Below are 17,055 nucleotides of genomic sequence, written 5' to 3'. Positions count from 1 at the left end.
CTCCGGGAGAGGCCGCCAAGCGTCGCCTGCCGTTGTTGCAGCTCCTTGCCGTGGCACCACCACGGCGCGTCGCCGCGCCTAGGCAGTCAACGCTTGGCGACCTCTCGCACTCGCAGATTTAATGTGAACAGGCCCTAGCTCCAGATCACCTCGATCTCGGTATCAAGAAGATAGCCAGCCCCGCGCTCGGTACGCAGCAGGGTCGGATGCTTGGGGTCGGCTTCGAGCTTGCGGCGCAGGCGCAGGATCTGCACATCGATGGCGCGATCATAGACTTCGTCGAAGGCGCGCGTGCTTTCCAGCAAGTATTCGCGCGAAATGATGCGGCCCGGCGCGCCCAGGAACGCCACCAGCAGGCTGAATTCGGCATTGGTCAGACTGACCTGGCGCTGGTCCGGCGCGGTCAGCCTGCGCGTATTGAGGTTGAGCTCCCATCCGGCGAAGCGATAGGCCCGCGGATGCCGGCCGCGCGTCACCGGAGCGGCCGGCGCAGCCTGCGCCGCGGCGCGCCGCAGCACCGCGCGCATGCGTGCCAGCACTTCGCGCGGCGAGAAGGGCTTGGTGATGTAGTCGTCCGCGCCCAGTTCCAGGCCCATGACCATGTCGGCCTCCTCATTGCGGCCGGTCACGCAGATGATGGACAAGCCACCCGCAGCCCGCCAGCCGCGCGCCAGTTCGGCACCATCGACATCGGGCAGACCGAGGTCGAGCAGCACCATGTCGTACTGCGTGGCCTGCACGGCGGCCTGCGCCTGGGCACCGGTGGCGGCGCTGTCCACGATCAGTCCGTGGCCGCTCAGGTAGTCGACCAGCAATTGACGCATGGCCTGGTCATCATCGACGACCAGAATGCGCGGCGGGGGCGTGATGCTCATGGAGAACCTCGTTCGGATGCGCCCAGGGCGTGCAGGACCGCACGCCGCAGGGCAGGAAGATCATACGGCTTGGCCAGCGATCGCGCTGCCAGCGCCGCCGCCAGGGTGGGCGCACGCGGCTGGCCGGAACACAGCAGCACGGGCAGGTCGGCACGCAGCGTGCGCATGGCGGCGATGAGCGCATCGCCCTGCATCTGCGGCATGTCCAGATCGGTGATGACCAGATCCACGGCCAGCGGCTCCAGCGTCAATTCCGCCAGCGCCTGCTGCGGGTCGCCGAACACCATGGGGCTGTAGCCCAGACTGGCGAGCCACTGCGCGCACAGGGCGCGCTGGGCTGCATCGTCATCAATGACGAAGACGCATTCGCCTTGTCCACAGGCACTCGCGCCGGCCGCGCCCGGCGCAGCAGAGGGTACGACGCGCTCAGGTACTGCCAGCGGCAGCTCCTGTGCCGGCAGCGGCAACAGCAGGCGAAAGCGCGTCCCCGACGGGGCGCTGCTGACCGCCACGCCGCCTTCATGTTCAATGGCGATGCCGGCCACGATGGCCAGCCCCAGACCGGTGCCGCTACCCTTGCCGCCGCCCCCGCTGCGGGTGCTGAAGAAGGGCTCGAACAGGCGTGCCAGATGTTCCGGGGCGATGCCGGCACCATCGTCCGTCACTTCCAGCCAGACCGCCTGCGGCTGCGGCAGCTCACCGGCCAGCGGCGCTTGCGCCGGCGTGGCTCCGGCATGCAGACTGACTACCACCTGGCTGCGCGCCGCCTGGCTGGCATTGCGGATCAGGTTCAGCGCCAGGCGCGCCAGTTGTCCCGCATGGCCCTGCACGGCCAGCGGTTGTGGCGGCGGCTGGTAGGCGATCACCACGCCCGCTGGACACAGCGGACGGGCCAGCATGACGGCCTCGGCCACCGGATCGCGGATATCAAGCAGGCTGCGCTGACGATCGCCACGGCGACCGGCCAGCAGGATCTGCTCGGTCAGATCGCGGCCACGACGCACGGCCGCCAGAACTTCGCTCAATGGGCGCTGGGCGGGCGCGTCGGCATCGAGCTGCTCCTGGGCCAGTTCCGTATAGCCGCCGGCCGCGCCCAGGACATTGTTGAAATCATGGGCGATGCCGCCGGCCATCATCCCCAGCGCTTCGAAACGGCGCATCTGTTCCATGCGGGCGGCCAGGACCTGCCGTTCACGCATGGCCACGGCAATGAAGAAGGTCAGCATCGCCAGGCCGGCCAGGTCGACCTGCAGGTTCCAGGTGCTGTCCAGCCCCTCCTGCGCATAGGGGCCGATATCGTAAAGCGTGAACAGCACTGCCATCACGGCCGCCAGACTGGTCGCCAGGGTGGCGCTGCGCAGGCCGCCATACAGCGCGGCGCCGGCCAGCGCCAGCGAGAGCAGCACGCGCTGCACTTCGCCCGACCAGCCCAAGCCCGCGCAAGCCAGCAGCACGCCGCTCACCGCCAGCGCGCCCAGCAGGGTGATGCGGTCATGGAACAGCCTGCGCCAGGCACCGTCTGACCACGTCAGCACGGCCGGCGTCAACACCAGGATCGCCAGCCCATGCCCCACCAACAGCGTGCGCCATTCGGCCCACCAGCCGCCCGGCATCACATCGGCAGCCAGCGTGGCACCCAGCGCCGCCACCACGGCCACCGCCACCAGCGGCAACAGCAGCAGGAAACGGCCCAGCCTGACCAGCCCGTCGAATTGTCCGTCGCGGCTGACGAAGCGCCGCCCCAGCAGGACGCAGGCCACGATCTGCACCACGTTGAGCAGTGCAAAGCCGGCATCGACCTGCCACGGCAGGCTGTCGCGATCGCCGACCACCATCATCGCCACGAACACCGCCAGCAGATAAGGGAACCAGTCGCGCGCCGGCTTGCGCCACAGCAGCGCGATCATCAGCGCCGGTGCCGGCGCAGCGATGGGAGCCAGCGTAGTGCTGTCCTGCAGATGGGCAGCGGGACTGGCCAGCAAGGCATAGCCCACGCCGCACGCCAGCGCTGCCAACAGCGTGCGCAGACTTTCGGCGAAGGCGGGGCGGGAGCTTGGGAGATCGGCCATGAGGAACGTGTCAGCTGCGTGAGTAGAGCACGCGCAGGGCCACCCGCCGTTCGTCCGCCGGCAACTGCATGACTGCGCGCAGATAGGCAATGGAGGCGTCGCAGGTAGCGTCCGGGTCAGCCTGGCGGCGCAGGGGCGAAGACAGCAATTTCAGTTGTTCCTGGGTCAGCGGCGCAAGTGCCTTGCGCATCACGCGGGTGCGCTCGGCCAGGCTGTAGCGCCCGGCATTGGCCGGATCGGCGTCACGCAGCAGGCGCTGCGTCATCACCTGTTCGCGATTGGCGAATTCCTGCGGCAAGGCCGCTTGCGGCGCCTCGCGCCCGGCCGCCGCCTCCGCGCGCGAACGCGGATAGATCAGCTCGGTGCAGGCCGCCACGCTGATGCCGCGCAAGGCCACGGCTTCGTCCAGCAGCAATTGCTGGAATTCGGCCAGTGATGCATCAGAGGCAATCGGCAGCAGCCGCCGGCTCAACAGGCCGACCTGCTCGCGGCCCACGGCCAGGATCTCGGCGTCCGACGCATGCGCCTGTACCTTGGCCCAGGCCAGGTCGATGGTGCGGGCAAAGTCGGCGGGGTGGTAACGGGCCATGATGTCGAACAGCGCCCCCTTCTTGAATTCCGCCTCCAGCACGTCGCGCGAGGTGGCGATGGTGGCCAGTTGCGCGGTCTCGCCGCCCGGTGCCAGACGCGTCAGCACACCGGCCTGCAGCAGCTGGCCCAGCTCCGGATACCAGCTCTGCGCCGCCGGGGTATCGGCAATGCGTTCGATGAAGTCATGCGGCAGACCCAGCTTGCCGTAGGTATCGAAGGTCAGCTTGCGGTCGAAGCTCTTGTTGATGCGATCATCGCCGCCGACCGTATAGAGCGTATGGAAACCGATGTGTGCACGCGGGTCCATCGCGCGGTCACGTCCCGCCAGGAAGGCCAGCGTGCAGGAGGACGAGCACTCCTGCTCGACATAGGTATTGAGCCGGCGGCGGCGGATCACCTCGCCCACCAGCTTGCCTTCGCGCACCCAGCCACCGGCCGAATACAGGACCACCGTCTGCACGCCAGGATGCTGCTGCAGGATCGCATCCAGCCCATCGGCCGCGCCGTCGTTCATCCCCCCTTGCAGCAGGACCGACTTGCCATCCACCCGCACCTGGTACACCACCGGTGGCCCGAGCTGTTTGCCCAGGGCGATCTCGAGCTGTTCGCGCACGGAATGCGCGGCCCGCCAGGTACTGGTGACCATGCTGATGGCACCGCACACGATCAGGAACTTGACCACCACCTCGGCCCAGCGCCGTCCGCCGCGTGCCACGTGCTTGCTGGCCGAGCGCCAGCAGCCCCACACACCCCAGGTCCAGGCCAGGTAGCTGAAGGCGGCGATACCCAGCACGCCGGCCATGCCGTAGCGCGCCGGCATGTCATTGGTCAGCCGCGCCAGTACCGAGATGGCCAGCGCCGGCACCAGCGAAGTCAGGAGGACGGTATGCAGCCAGTAGGAACGGCCCAGCGAATAGTCGCCGCGCCAATGACGGCGCAGGAAACTGGCGGGCGGGCTGGAAGGAACGGACGATCGGGTTACTGCCTGGGACACGTGATGCTTTTCCTCGATGCGCTGCCGCGCAGTGCGCACAGCGTCTTCAATGAAGGGAGACTTTATGAAGCCAACAGCATAACCCAGCTTGGCGATGCCGTCGCGCCTTCACCCGCCATGGCCGGGGATACGCGACAGGTCGACCGGGTCGATCTGGCTGGGATGCATGAATTGCTCGGCATACTTTTCGTAGATGCGTTCGCGCACGAACAGGTCGAAGATATCCGGATCGATGTGATTGCGCGCCTTGAAGCCGGCCAGGATATCGACCGCCTCGTTGAGGGTATTGCCGCGCTTGTAGGGACGGTCAGCGGCGGTCACGGCTTCGAAGATGTCGGCCACCGCCATGATGCGCGCCTGCACCGACATCTGCTCGCGCGTCAGTCCCTTGGGATAGCCCTTGCCATCCATGCGCTCGTGGTGGCCACCGGCAAATTCCGTGACGCGGGCCAGTTGCTTGGGCCACGGCAGGGACTCCAGCATCTTGATGGTGATGACGATGTGGTTGTTGATGATGGCGCGTTCGGCATCGTTGAGCGTCCCCGCACGGATGCGCAGGTTGCCGGCCTCTTCGTCATCGAGCAGCTTGCGGAGTTGGCCGTCGGGACCGCGCCAGCTGCGTTCGGCGATATCCAGCACGCGCTGCTGGTCTTCGGCGCGCATGCCTTCGTTGCCGTAGTTGATCCTGCGCAGGAAGGCGCGCTCATCCTCCATCTGCAGAAACTCGGCCTGCAGGCCGGCGTCCAGCTCGGCAGAACGCTCCGGCGTGAGCGCGGCACCCAGCGCCAGCTTCTCCTGCAGCACGCGGATCTGGGCATCGCGCTTGAGCACTTCGAATCGGGTATCGATCAGGTGGATGCGATCGAAGATGGTTTCCAGCTTGGTGGCTTTTTCCACGATGTGGCTGGGCGTGCCGATCTTGCCGCAGTCGTGCAGCAGCGCTGCCAGCCACAGTTCGCGACGATCGGCGTCGGTCATGCGGAAATCGGCCAGCGGGCCTTCGGTGGTGTTGTGCGCAGCCTCGGCCAGCATCATGGCCAGTTGCGGTACCTGCTCGCAGTGGCGGCCGGTGTGCGGCGACTTTTCGCCGATGCCGATGTTGATGAGCTTGATCAGGCTTTCGAACAAGTTCTCCAGGCGCGCGATCAACTGCTGGTTGGTCATCGCCATGGCGGCCTGCGAGGCCAGGGCCTCGATGAAGCGCTGGTCGGTCTCCGAGAAGGGGACCGGCACGCCGCTGTCGGGATCGATGGCATTGATGAGCTGCAACACCCCCACCAGTTCCCCCTCGTGATCCTGCATCGGCACGGTCAGGATGGACTTCGAGCGATAGCCATACTTCTCGTCGAACAGGCGCATGCCGTTGAAGTTGAAGCCGCTGGCCTGGTAGACGTCGGCGATGTTGACCGACTCCCGGGTGTTGGCCGCATAGGCGGCGACCGCCGCCAGGTTGGGCTGGCCATCGGGAAGCGTCAGGGCGATATCGGGAATCGAGACGGCCTGGCCACTGCTGCCGCCCTGGTGCATCTTGAGGGTCTGGTTGACGGAGATGTCGAAGCGCAGCGCGTCGCCATGGTCGGTGGTGCGGTACAGCGTGCCGCCATCGGCGCGCGTGATGTCGCGCGCGGTCAGCAGGATGCGCTCCAGCAACAGCGGAATGTCGCGCTGGCTGCCCAGCTCGCGGCACAGCTCGGTCAGCCGTTCCAGGCGATAGGCAATGTCGCGGTGCTCGCCGGCCGTGGGGGCGAGATCATGCATGCTGGCCGGGACGTTCATGCCGCCCTCTCCCGTCCGCCGCAGTGCAGGCACTGGACGGTCTGGCAGGTGTGGGCTGCTGGGTGGACTGCTGGCAACATGCGACTCCCTGAAGCGTTGGCGGACGGACATGGCGCGATCATTGCGCAAGGGCAATGCCGACGCACTTCTGGCGGATGCTTTTTCGGCATCATCGCGATTCTAGACCGGCAGCGCACGCTGTCTTGCAGCGAGCTTGAGGGGATTTGGCCGCCAATTCTGCGCTTGCCGGCAACCGCGACCAGCACCCCTTGGCCGCGCCCGCGTTCAGGGATCTCCCGATTGCGCTGATGAGCCGTATCCCTTACCATCCACCTGTGTTGCATAATTTGCCACATCGTCCGCAAAGCCAGTCCGGAAAAGGGTTTCCGGGCTGCAACAAGGTTCCCTCTCAACCCGTGCGGCAGGGCCGGAACCCACAACTCTATGAGCGGCAATCACAATGCGTGTAGAAATCCTGGGCTGCAGCGGGGGCATCGGTGGCAATGGCATGCGCACCACCTCCCTGCTCATCGATGACGATATTTTGATCGACGCCGGTACTGGCGTAGGCGACCTGCCGCTGACGCGGCTGGCGCAGATCGATCACGTCTTCATCACCCATGCGCACCTGGATCACATTGCCTGCCTGCCGCTGATGATCGACAGCGTGGGCGACATGCGCAGCACGCCGCTGACCATGCACGCGACGGCCGCGACCATGGAGATCATCCGCAAGCACATCTTCAACTGGCATATCTGGCCCGACTTCAGCGTCATCCCGACCCCCGAGCAACCCTTCCTGCGCTTTGCCACGGTCGAGCCTGGCCAGCCGGTGCAACTGGGCCAGCGCAGCATCACGCCGCTGCCTGCGGCGCACACGGTGCCGGCGGTCGGCTACCAGCTGCGCAATCATGTGAGCGGGTCGTCACTGGCCTTCAGCGGCGATACCTGTCTCTGCCCGCCGCTGTGGGAAGCGCTCAATCGCATCGGACAATTGCGCTACCTCATCATCGAGGCCGCTTTCGCCAATCGCGACCGTGAACTGGCGCTGCTGTCCAAGCACCTGTGCCCCAGCCTGCTGCTGGAAGAACTGCAACACCTGCAAGGCCGGCCCGAGGTGCTGGTCACGCACGCCAAACCCGGGCAGCTGGACGAGATCGCCGCCGAGATCAAGGCCGGCAACAGCGCGCACCAGCCGCGCATGCTGGCCACGGGCACCGTGCTCGACTTCTGATCCATCCCGCCCTCAACGACAAAGGCACCGCGCTCCAGAGCCGGTGCCTTTTCTCTTGATCTACCGCCAGCCGCTCCCGCCTTACTGGGTCACGCAGGCATCCAGCTTGGCCGCGCCGATCTTCTGCGTCCCGGTGTTGCCATTGCTGCTGATGGCCGGCGGCATCGTCACTGTCACGCCCTGTGCCGGCGGCACGATCACCGGCGGCTGCGAGATCGAGGGGACGAAGCCGAACTGGCCGGCGCTGTAGAGTTGCGATCCGCTCGGGTTGGTGACCTGGATGGCCCCGGTCACCACATCCACATGCAGGCCATTGGCCGGCGGCTGCCCGCTCGGGGTCGGCACGCCGGCGCAATCGTCCTGGCAGTACAGGGCACCGAAGTGGGTGCCGCGGATGCCGATGGTGGCCGTGGGCGTATCGAAATTGACGGCATCATGATTGCGCTTGCCGACCAGCCCGGTCACCGCCCGCAGACCGCCCTTGACCAGGCCGATGGCCACGGCATCATTCTTGGGTTCCTTCTCGTCATAGAGGTATTTGCTCACCGCCACCTCGGAACCCGGCCGCAGCACGATCTCGCCGTTGTCGACGAACTTGACGCGGGCATAGGTCTCGCGCTCGGTGATGAGCGTATCGCCTTGCAGGATCGCCGATTTCACCGACAGCACCACGCGTGCACCGTCCGCATGGCGCACGCTGAGCACACCCGACAGATGGGTGACCTGGCCCACCACCGGCTGCGACTGGGCGAAAGCAGTCGCCACCGCCAGCAGAAGCAGCAGCGCCAGGATCAACCCGGCCAGGGGGCGCCGGACCGAGGCCGGCGAAGTTTGCTTGAAGGAATTCATGAAGATCACATCATCCGGTTATCAGGTGCACATCGGCAGCGGCTTCTTGGCCTGCTTGCGGTCATCGCCTTCGTCGCCAAAGTGGTCCGTCGTACCGCCCACGGTTTGGGTGGTGGCACCGGTCTGCTGTACGACATTGCCGCTGGTGGCGGGCACGGTATCGGTGAGCTGGGCGTTGTTCAGGCTGGCCTGCAGGTCACGGCTCTGCTGGTTCTGTTGCTGCTGCACGGCCAGCGCGGTCTGGCTGTTGGACGCGCTGCTGCTAGTACTGCTGGAGTTGGAGTTGGAACTGGAACTGGAACTGCTGGAGTTGGCCGCTACCGGCGTGCGCGTCCCGTTGGCGTCGACGATGGTGACGCCCTGGGCGTAACCGATCACCTGGCCGGAATCCACCGACAGCAGCGCCACGCCCGGAGGCGAGGTGGAGATGTTGGCGTTGATGGTCATCGAATCGCCCGCCGACAGCGTGATGTTGCCGCCAGTGGAAACCAGCACGCCATTGACCGTCAGCGTGTCGTTGCTGCCCGACGAGGCGCTCGCGGTCAGGGTAATGGTTCCGGTGGCGCTGACGCCGCCCGAACCGATGGTCAGCGGGCTGTGTGTGACCACGCTGACAGAACCGTTGCTGCTCTTGAGCTGGCCGGTGCTGTTGATGCCCAAGGTGGCCAGCTTGCTGTCGGTACTGATGGCCGTGCCATTGGCATTGCTGGGCAGACTGCCGAGGAAGCTGGCGCGGGTGCCGATGGCCGAGGTGACCACGCCGCCCGTGTTGTCGATGCTGATGTTGCCGCGCGTGGTGGTCACACCGTTGATGCTGACCGCGCTGGCATCGCTGGTGTTGAGCGCGTTCTTCAGCGTGATGTCGCCGGTGCCGCTGTTGTTGGCGGCAAAGCCGGCAATCTGGTTGCCGCTGTTGTTGAAGGTGATGCCGCTGCTGGCCGAGGCGATCAATTGCGACTTCACCCGCATCGAGGTACCGGTGCTCTGGGTAAGGTTGCCATTGGCAGCCTGCAGCACCAGATTGTTGGCGGTGATGTTGCCGATGGCCAGCGAGCCGGTAGCCTGCGACAGCGCGGCATCAGCCAGGGTCAGGTTGCCGCCGGTCTGGCTGAAGGCATCAGCCACGACCAGGCGCGAGCCGACGTTGCCGGTCACGGTGCCGTTGGACACGGTCAGATTGGACAGGCGGACATCGCCGCCCAGGGTCAGGTTGCCGGCGACCAGCTCCGCCGTCATGTTGGACTGGGCGGCATTGGCCAAGGTGACGGTTCCGTTGAGCAGGACCGTCTCGCCGTTGATGAAGTCCGTGCTGCCGATATTGAGCGTGCCGTTTCCGCTGGTAGTGCCATTGAGCACCAGGGCAGCGATGCTGTTGTTCGAGCCACTCATGCGGTTGACGCTGATCGTGCCGTTGTTGCTGGTGCTGTTGCGTACCGTCAGCGTACCGCCGCGCTGGTTGAGCTCGGATCCCGCTGCGATCTGCAGATTGGCGATGGTATCGTCAACACTGTCATGTCTCACGGTCTGGTTGCCCGAGATCACCACGGTATCGATCTGGGTCGGCATGTAGGTGGACACGTTGCCCACGGTCGCGTTGCTGACCCAGTTTTGGCGGTCCTCCCAGCCCCCTTCCGAATAGCCGTACTGCTGATAAGTGAAGGTCTCGGCACCGCGCAGGGAGAGGTTCGCCAGGCCGTTGTCACCGTAGACCGCCTTGAACATCTTCTCCTGTCCGCCCGCCGTGACGATATCCCCGGTCACGGAGCGGAAGTAGCCAGTCGGTGACGAAGTACCGCTGATGTTGATGGCATTGATGCTCACTTCGCCAGAGGGTGAGTAGCCGCTCAGCAGACGGGTCTTGAGGCTGCCGTCCAGACTGGTCGAAGAGAATCCGGTCAATTCGATCACGTCATGACTGCCGTCGCTGGCACCTGCGATATCGATCAGCATTTTTCCGGTATCGCCCTGGCTGAAGCTGGCATCGCTGGGGTCGCCGGTTGCCCGCAACGCCAGACGCCCTACTGTCCCGTCACCACCCGGTGCGAGGCTACCGTCATTGGTAAACGACCCACTGACCGACAACGTACCATTGCCCGAAATGGTCCCGTTGGTCTCGTTGCGGATGTAGCTCGCGCTGACATTGCCGCCGGCCATCGTCAGGGTGCCATAGTTGCTCACACTGGCATTGCCGGTGACGCTCAACACGGCAGCGTCACCATTGAGGACCAGCGTGGCATTGGCATTGTTGGTCACATCACCACTGGAGTTGACGCGACCGCTGATGTTGAGCGTACCGTTGTTGGTGATGCCATCGCTACCGACCGACAATCTGCCCTCACCGTTGGAGGCGACGCTGACGGTACCGTTGTTCGTGAGCGAATTGATATTGCCCCCGCCGCCGTTGAGCGTAAGCGTACCGGCGCTGTTGACGCGCACTGCTGCGGCGTAGAGGTTGCCGCTGCCAAGGTTGACCGTGCCATTGCTGATGAGCAGATCCCCGTTGCCGGAATCATCGGTGACCCTCAGCGAGCCGCCGTTCAGCACGATGCGTGCGCCATTGTCGATGGTACTCAGATTGCGCGGCTTGACCGCGTCCATGATGCGGGCTTCCGAGAAGCTCTCTTGCGATGACTGCACATAGCCGCTGTTGAGGGTCAGCCCAAGCCGTCCGCTCTCGCTGATGATGTTGGCCCGGATGCTGATGTTGTTGGCGGAGTTGAGCGTCAGTGTGCTGTCCGCGCCGCCGCTCTTGGTGATGTTGGCGGAGACGGTGATGTTGCCGCCCACGCCATCGCTATCGCCGGTGGTCAGGCTGACGCTGACACCATTGCTGAGCTGATTGGAAATGGTCGCCGCTGAAATCGTCGCGCCACTATCGGTGGAGGTGACCGCGTAGGACGAACAGCCATCGAAGCTGACGTTCGTTGTGGTGTTGGGCACCACCTCCAGATCATGCGGATCGATGAGCCAGGTCCCGCCCGTCCCGACCTTCGGCACCTTCACCACATCCAGGCGTTTCAGCCCGGAGGTATCCACAAATCCACCCTGCCCTGGCGCGCCCACTGCCGACACATCGCCATCGATGAAGGCGGCATTGGCGGCATACAGCGTGACATTGCCGCCCTTGGTGCCATCGGCACTGATGCTGGAACTGGCCGTGGTGGTCAGGTTGCCCGAGGCGCGCAGGAAGATGCGTCCGCCCTCGCGCACCACGCTGGAGGCATTGATGACGCCGCCATTCGTGATGAGGCCCGCCGCCACGCCGATGCGCCCGGCTTCGGCGGTGATGGTGCCGAGATTGGTGACGTTGCCGGCACTGCCGGTCACGTTCACGGTCACGCCCGGGGTGGCGGTATCGGCCAGCGTCACGGTCTGGCCGGCTGCGAGGATGACCTCGCCCTGCGGGCTGGTGATGATGCCGCTGTTGGACACGCTGCCGCCAATCAGGTAGACGCTGCCGCCGGTGGCCGAACTGATCTTGCCCTGGTTGTCCACCAGGCCGGCATTGCCGTCCTTGATGAAATTGAGACGGCCGGCCAGGAAGTCGTTGTCGCTGATGGCCAGGGAGGTCGCGATGAAGCGGGCGGCATCCACCGTACCGCCGGGCCCGATCACCACGCCATTGGGGTTGTACAGCACCACCGTGCCATTGGCCGAGAGCTTGCCGTAGATCTGCGAGATGTCGGCACCGGTCACCTTGGCCAGCAAGGCCGCGGACGAACTCGGCTGGGCGACGTTGACCGCCGCATCGGCACCGATGCTGAACGAGGCGAAGCGGGCAATGGCCTGCGGCGACAACTGGTTGATGTTGAGCGTGTTGCCGTTCTGGCTGAAGCTGAGATTGCCATTGGCCACGCTCCAGCCGGTGGGCAAGGTACCGGGCGCAGGCGCGGCGGCCAGCGCCGGGGCCTGCCACGCGCCACACACGGCGGCGGCGGCCAGCGACAGCCGCAACCCGGGCGCGAGCGCCCGCTTCCACGCACGCTGCAACAGACGCGACAGCAGCAGCGGCAAGGGCTTGCGCGCCCGCCAGGAAAGCGTCAGGCGGCGCTTGCCGACGCGTACCGTGATCGAGGGCGGCAGCAGTTCGATGGCCGGCGGAACCGGGGCTGGTGCGGGAGTGGATGGTGATGTCATGTCAGAACCCCAGGATGGCACTCAGGTGGGCGTTGAGATCGCCCCGCTGTTCGGTGACGGAATTGCCGTTGAGCAGAACCCGCGCCACATCCAGGCGCAAGGTGAAGTCACGTCCCAGCGTATAGCGCAGCCCGGCGCCGAAGCTGGCCAGCGTGAGCGTGGACGGCACCGTCGAAGCCCCGGTCACGTTGTTGTTGGCACCGCGCGCGGCATCGACAAAGCCCAGCAGACGCAGGTTGCCGCGCGCTTCGCTCTTGACCAGCAGATCCGGGGTATAGAGTTCGGCATTGACCACCGCACCGCTGTCGGCAGCCACCGCGCGCTCGGTGAAGCCGCGCACGGTATTGGCCCCGGCCAGACCGAACTGTTCCACCGGCGGCAGCGCATGGGGAGAGACCTGCAAGCTGCTGGCCAGGCGTACCTGCCAGTCATTCTGGAAGACCTTGAACCAGCTTGCACCGCCCCGCACGATGATGAAATTGTCCATCGACTGGCGCGAACCGGTGAAGAGCGAATAACGGTCCGTCACCTGCAGCGCGTCGTTGCGGCGCGCCTCGCCGGTGGCCATGTTGCGGGCGATGCCGAGGTTGTAGTCCAGCACCTGTCCCACGCCCTGCTGCTGCGCGCTGTAGCTCACCGACAGCGGCAATGTGGAATACGGCAGGCAGGTATTGAGCGAGGCGCCATTGAGCAGACCGCCATTGATGTTGCAGCTGGAATCGACCTTCTTGTAGTCGGCACCGAAGACCAGCTTGCTGCTCCACTCGCCGCTGCGGGCAAAGTAGTGGTTCCAGCGCAGCGCATAGATTTCGCCGCGGCCGGTGATGTTGAGCGTGGAGTTGACCGCCAGCGTCTGGCCCGAGGTGACGTTGGATTTGCCGTAGATGAAATCGAGGCTGTCGCCCAGTCCATACATGGGCAGACGATAACCCAGCGAATACAGGTCGACCTTGGCCCCCGAGGGACTGTCGGGCGAGGTGGTGTAGGCCACCGTAGCCACATGGTCGCGGTTGAACAGGTTGGAGTGCTGCACGGCCACGCCGGTGCGCCATTGCCCGGTATCACGGTTGCCGCTGTTGTCGACGTTGAGCATCACGCGCAGGGGATTGTCATCCTTGACCGTGATGGCCGCATCGATCTGGTTGGTGGATTCGGAGGCGGTGAGCGTGACGTTGACCTGCTTGGCCGGATTGTCGTTGGCCAGTTGCACCGATTCGGAAATGCGCCGCAGGTTGGGAGCACTGCCCTCCACCAGCTGCGGAATGCTGGCGCGGATGTTCTGCTCGCTGAAATGGCGGTTGTCGCTCACCACCACCTTGCCCACCACCGTCTCGACCACCTGCAGGCGCACTACGCCGCCGGTCAGTTCCTGCTCCGGCACGCTGACCTGCACGGCGGTATACCCGGCACTGCGATAGGCGTTCTCCAGGGCTTCCAGCGCCTGCTGGATGTCGCCATAGACGCGGCCGGGGCCGCGGAAAGGCGTGACCGCTTCGTCGACCCTGGCCTGGGGCAGCAAGGTGTTGCCCTCCACCGCGAAGCGCGTGATGTCGAATCGTTCGTCGTTGCGGACCGGCGCGCTGCCCGCCGCCAGGGCGGACGCCTGTGGTGCCGGCTGCGGCTGTGCCCATGCGGCGACGGCGCTGCCCAGCAGCGCCATCCCGATCAGAGAATGCCCAAAGCATCGTTTCATTGTCTCTGTGACCCGCCCCCCGGCGAGCCCTCCCAGTTCTCTTGTTGCGCAGCGCGGCGGCAAGCCACGCTGTCACTGCCACCCTCCCATCCGGCCAGCCGCCTGCACTGACGTCAGCACATGGATCGCGCGGACGCAATGCGTGGCCGGCACGCAGGTACCCGGACCACGTAAGCGAACAACAAGACGAAAAGGAACCCCTGAAGCAGATGCGCTCGGACACAGATATTCCACTTCTTGAAGGAGGGATCAATCGCGTCCGGCAGCGACGTTGCCTTGCCAGGCAACATCACTCTTGATGCTTGTAAAGTATACTGACTAGTCCTGACCGCGTCGACAAGAATCGCTGAAAAACCGCTTCCAGCGGGCGTTTGCGGCTGATTGCACAGCACTTGATTGCCACTCGGAAATAATTTGCGGTTTCAACATGCAAAGATTTTCGTGAAGTGCCAGCGGATGAGAACGTTTGTGCAAAACACGTCGCGCGGCGATCACACCGCGCTGATTTCCCCAAGGAAAATGCGGCGGACTGACCGGGTCTCTTTATTTGGTATCGAAGGTCGTCACGCCATCCCAATCGGCCGGCGGCGGCGACTGGCGATAGTGCGCAATACGCTCCAGGTAGAGCGCATAAAGTCCCCGCGCGTGCGCGGCCTGCAGCGCTTCGATGGCGGCCTGCGCCTCCTCCCAGCGCAGCGCGCGCACCAGCGCCAGCGCCGCATGCCATTGCTCGACTTCCGCGCGCAACCCGGCATCGAGTTCGCTCTCGACGGCCAGCGGCTCGAAGATCGGCACGGGTTCGTTCTTGCCCTTCACCCGCACCCGGTCCAATTCGCGATAGGCAAACTGCGGCGCGGCCTGGCGCGTGGCATCACCGACCATCACCCCCACCCCGTAGACCTTGGTGATCGACTCCAGGCGCGAGGACAAATTGACCGCATCGCCCATCACCGTATAGGCCTTGCGGATGCGCGAGCCCATGTCGCCCACGCGCATCTGGCCGCTGTTCAAGCCGATGCCGATCTTCAGCGGCGGCCAGTTGCGGCGCGTGAATTCCTCGTTGAGCAGCAGCGTGGTCTGCTGCATCTTCAATGCCGTGGCCACTGCGCGGGCGGCGTGATCGGGCACATCCAGGGGCGCGCCCCAGAAGGCCATCACGGCGTCGCCGATGTACTTGTCGAGCGTGCCGCGATTGCCACGGATATCTTCGGACATGGCCGTGAGATACATGTTGATGTATTCACGCAGCTCGTTGGGCTGCAAGCTTTCGGAGATGGTAGTAAATCCGCGCACGTCGGAAAACATCACGGTCAGTTCGCGGATCTCGCCTTCCATGTTGTAGCTGGCCGGATTGGCCGCCATTTCGGCCACCAGTTCGGGAGCCACGTATTCGCCGAACAGGTTGACGATGGCCTTGCGGTTGCGATATTCGAACAGGTAGCCCCAGGCCAGGTTGCTGATGAACAGCAGCGCCACCAGCAGCAACGAGGACGCCAGCGGCAGCACCAGGCCGGCGCTGTCATAGAGCCAGTAGTTGAGTCCGCCCAGGGCGGCCGCCGTCCCCAGCGACAGCAGCACCGAGGCCAGCGGCCCCAGCGCGGGCAACAGCAGGCCCAGCAGCAGGCCGGCCAGCGCCACCTGCAGGCCGTCATAGCCCGCCGCGAAATCGGGGCGGGTCTTGAAGTCGTCATCGATGATGGACGCGATCAGATTGGCGTGGATCTCCACCCCGGGATAGACCGGACTCACCGGCGTGGCCCGCAGGTCGTTCAGGCCCGGCACGGTGGTCCCGACCAGCATGATGCGGCCATCCAGCTGGTCGTGCGGATAGGTGCCACGGATCACGTCCACTGCCGGTACATAGCGATAGGCACCGCCCTGCGGACCGCCACGCCCGCGATAGGTCACCAGCGTGGTCAGCCCGCGCTCCACCGGAATGATCAGCGGCTGCGGACGCGCTTCCACGGCGATGGCGGCGAGCGCATCGTAGGCCTCCTTCTGGTTCCCCAGCAGTCCATCCGCGCCGGTCAGGAAGACCGGCTTGATGCGCTTGCCATCGACCGCCACCCGGGCCGTCGCCAGGGCCAGCGACTCGTAGAAGTTGTCGCCATGCCGCGCCAGCAGCGAGACCGTGCGAATCAGCCCGTCGTCATCGGGAACCGGATTGAAGAAGCCGCCGGCACGCGCCGCCGCTTGCAGCTGCGGCAGGTTGGCACCATAGGCGCGCCAGCGCACCACCTCCACGTCGCGCCCGCCCAACGCGGCCACGCTGAAGGCGGGCGGCGGCAACTGCCCCTTGATCACGGCCCCGCCCTCATTGGAGAAGGCATAGCCCATCACCACCGGCTGGCCCTGCAGGGCGGCGGCCAGGCGTGCGTCGTAATCCATCTGCGGCTTGAGCAGGCGCAATTGCTGTGCCAGTTGCGGCACGTCCTTCAACGGTCCGCGCGCCAGGTCTTCCAGACGGCCATAGCCGGAGGTGGTGTCGGGCTCGGCGAAGACCACGTCGAAACCGACCGACTGCGCCTGGTAAGCCTGCGTCATCTGCTCCACCAGCTTGGCCACCAGGTCGCGGCTCCAGGGCCAGCGGCCCAGCTCGTTGATACTGCGCTCGTCGATGTCGACGATGACGATGCGCGGATCCAGCGCCGGCTTGGCCACACGCATGCGCAAGTCATAGAAGAACAGGTCCATGCGCTCGACCACGCGATTGGGCAGCACCCCCACCACCACCGCCTCGGCCAGGCCGATGAGCACCAGCGCCAGCAGCCAGCGCGCCCAGTACTTGGCGAAGACGATACGCAAACGACGCAACATGGACTTTCCCCCGATTCCTT

9 protein-coding genes are annotated in these 17,055 nt (G+C 65.4%); 1 reads left to right on the top strand and 8 read right to left on the bottom strand.

Annotation, left to right across the window (positions count from 1 at the left end):
• Positions 1 to 134: 134 nt before the first annotated feature.
• From MKD49_RS19140 to MKD49_RS19125, 4 genes are all read right to left on the bottom strand, one after another.
• Positions 135 to 875, bottom strand: a complete 741-nt coding sequence (locus MKD49_RS19140; protein ID WP_252697105.1) for a response regulator — start codon at positions 873 to 875, stop codon at positions 135 to 137.
• Positions 872 to 2,944: an ATP-binding protein gene (locus tag MKD49_RS19135; protein ID WP_252697104.1), complete on the bottom strand. Its 2,073-nt coding sequence runs from the start codon at positions 2,942 to 2,944 to the stop codon at positions 872 to 874. The genes MKD49_RS19140 and MKD49_RS19135 overlap by 4 nt, the downstream gene beginning before the upstream one ends.
• A gap of 10 nt (positions 2,945 to 2,954) precedes the next feature.
• Positions 2,955 to 4,529: a hypothetical protein gene (locus MKD49_RS19130; RefSeq protein ID WP_199725084.1), complete on the bottom strand. Its 1,575-nt coding sequence runs from the start codon at positions 4,527 to 4,529 to the stop codon at positions 2,955 to 2,957.
• A 108-nt stretch (positions 4,530 to 4,637) separates the two neighbouring features.
• Positions 4,638 to 6,305, bottom strand: coding sequence for an HD-GYP domain-containing protein (locus MKD49_RS19125; RefSeq protein ID WP_252697103.1), 1,668 nt, complete (start codon positions 6,303 to 6,305; stop codon positions 4,638 to 4,640).
• Positions 6,306 to 6,765: 460 nt separating this feature from the next.
• On the opposite strand from MKD49_RS19125, the gene MKD49_RS19120 reads away from it, so the two are divergent.
• Positions 6,766 to 7,539: a 3',5'-cyclic-nucleotide phosphodiesterase gene (locus MKD49_RS19120; protein ID WP_252697102.1), complete on the top strand. Its 774-nt coding sequence runs from the start codon at positions 6,766 to 6,768 to the stop codon at positions 7,537 to 7,539.
• A gap of 81 nt (positions 7,540 to 7,620) precedes the next feature.
• Here the strand turns inward: MKD49_RS19120 and MKD49_RS19115 are convergent, their stop codons facing one another.
• From MKD49_RS19115 to MKD49_RS19100, 4 genes are all read right to left on the bottom strand, one after another.
• Entirely contained in the window at positions 7,621 to 8,388 is a 768-nt protein-coding gene (locus MKD49_RS19115; protein WP_121043072.1) for a FecR domain-containing protein, read from the bottom strand.
• Positions 8,389 to 8,409: 21 nt separating this feature from the next.
• Entirely contained in the window at positions 8,410 to 12,525 is a 4,116-nt protein-coding gene (locus MKD49_RS19110) for a filamentous hemagglutinin N-terminal domain-containing protein (RefSeq protein ID WP_252697101.1), read from the bottom strand.
• A 1-nt stretch (position 12,526) separates the two neighbouring features.
• Positions 12,527 to 14,218: a ShlB/FhaC/HecB family hemolysin secretion/activation protein gene (locus tag MKD49_RS19105; RefSeq protein WP_252697100.1), complete on the bottom strand. Its 1,692-nt coding sequence runs from the start codon at positions 14,216 to 14,218 to the stop codon at positions 12,527 to 12,529.
• A gap of 543 nt (positions 14,219 to 14,761) precedes the next feature.
• Positions 14,762 to 17,035 carry a CHASE2 domain-containing protein gene (locus MKD49_RS19100; RefSeq protein WP_252697099.1) on the bottom strand — a complete coding sequence of 758 codons (2,274 nt, stop codon included), beginning with the start codon at positions 17,033 to 17,035 and terminating at the stop codon, positions 14,762 to 14,764.
• Positions 17,036 to 17,055: the final 20 nt, after the last annotated feature.

It is taken from the genome of Herbaspirillum sp. WGmk3, from assembly GCF_023952535.1.
Classification (GTDB): Bacteria; Pseudomonadota; Gammaproteobacteria; order Burkholderiales; family Burkholderiaceae_D; genus Herbaspirillum; species Herbaspirillum huttiense.
The sequence above is the reverse complement of the archived record's forward strand: the minus strand, read 5'-3'. Positions and strand labels throughout refer to the sequence as shown.

Bases quoted from the DNA above. Each gene is read 5' to 3' on its own strand.
- MKD49_RS19140 (WP_252697105.1), bottom strand. From the start codon at position 875: ATGAGCATCACGCCCCCGCCGCGCATTCTGGTCGTCGATGATGACCAG.
- MKD49_RS19135 (WP_252697104.1), bottom strand. From the start codon at position 2,944: ATGGCCGATCTCCCAAGCTCCCGCCCCGCCTTCGCCGAAAGTCTGCGC.
- MKD49_RS19125 (WP_252697103.1), bottom strand. From the start codon at position 6,305: ATGAACGTCCCGGCCAGCATGCATGATCTCGCCCCCACGGCCGGCGAG.
- MKD49_RS19120 (WP_252697102.1), top strand. From the start codon at position 6,766: ATGCGTGTAGAAATCCTGGGCTGCAGCGGGGGCATCGGTGGCAATGGC.
- MKD49_RS19115 (WP_121043072.1), bottom strand. From the start codon at position 8,388: ATGAATTCCTTCAAGCAAACTTCGCCGGCCTCGGTCCGGCGCCCCCTG.
- MKD49_RS19110 (WP_252697101.1), bottom strand. From the start codon at position 12,525: ATGACATCACCATCCACTCCCGCACCAGCCCCGGTTCCGCCGGCCATC.
- MKD49_RS19105 (WP_252697100.1), bottom strand. From the start codon at position 14,218: ATGAAACGATGCTTTGGGCATTCTCTGATCGGGATGGCGCTGCTGGGC.
- MKD49_RS19100 (WP_252697099.1), bottom strand. From the start codon at position 17,035: ATGTTGCGTCGTTTGCGTATCGTCTTCGCCAAGTACTGGGCGCGCTGG.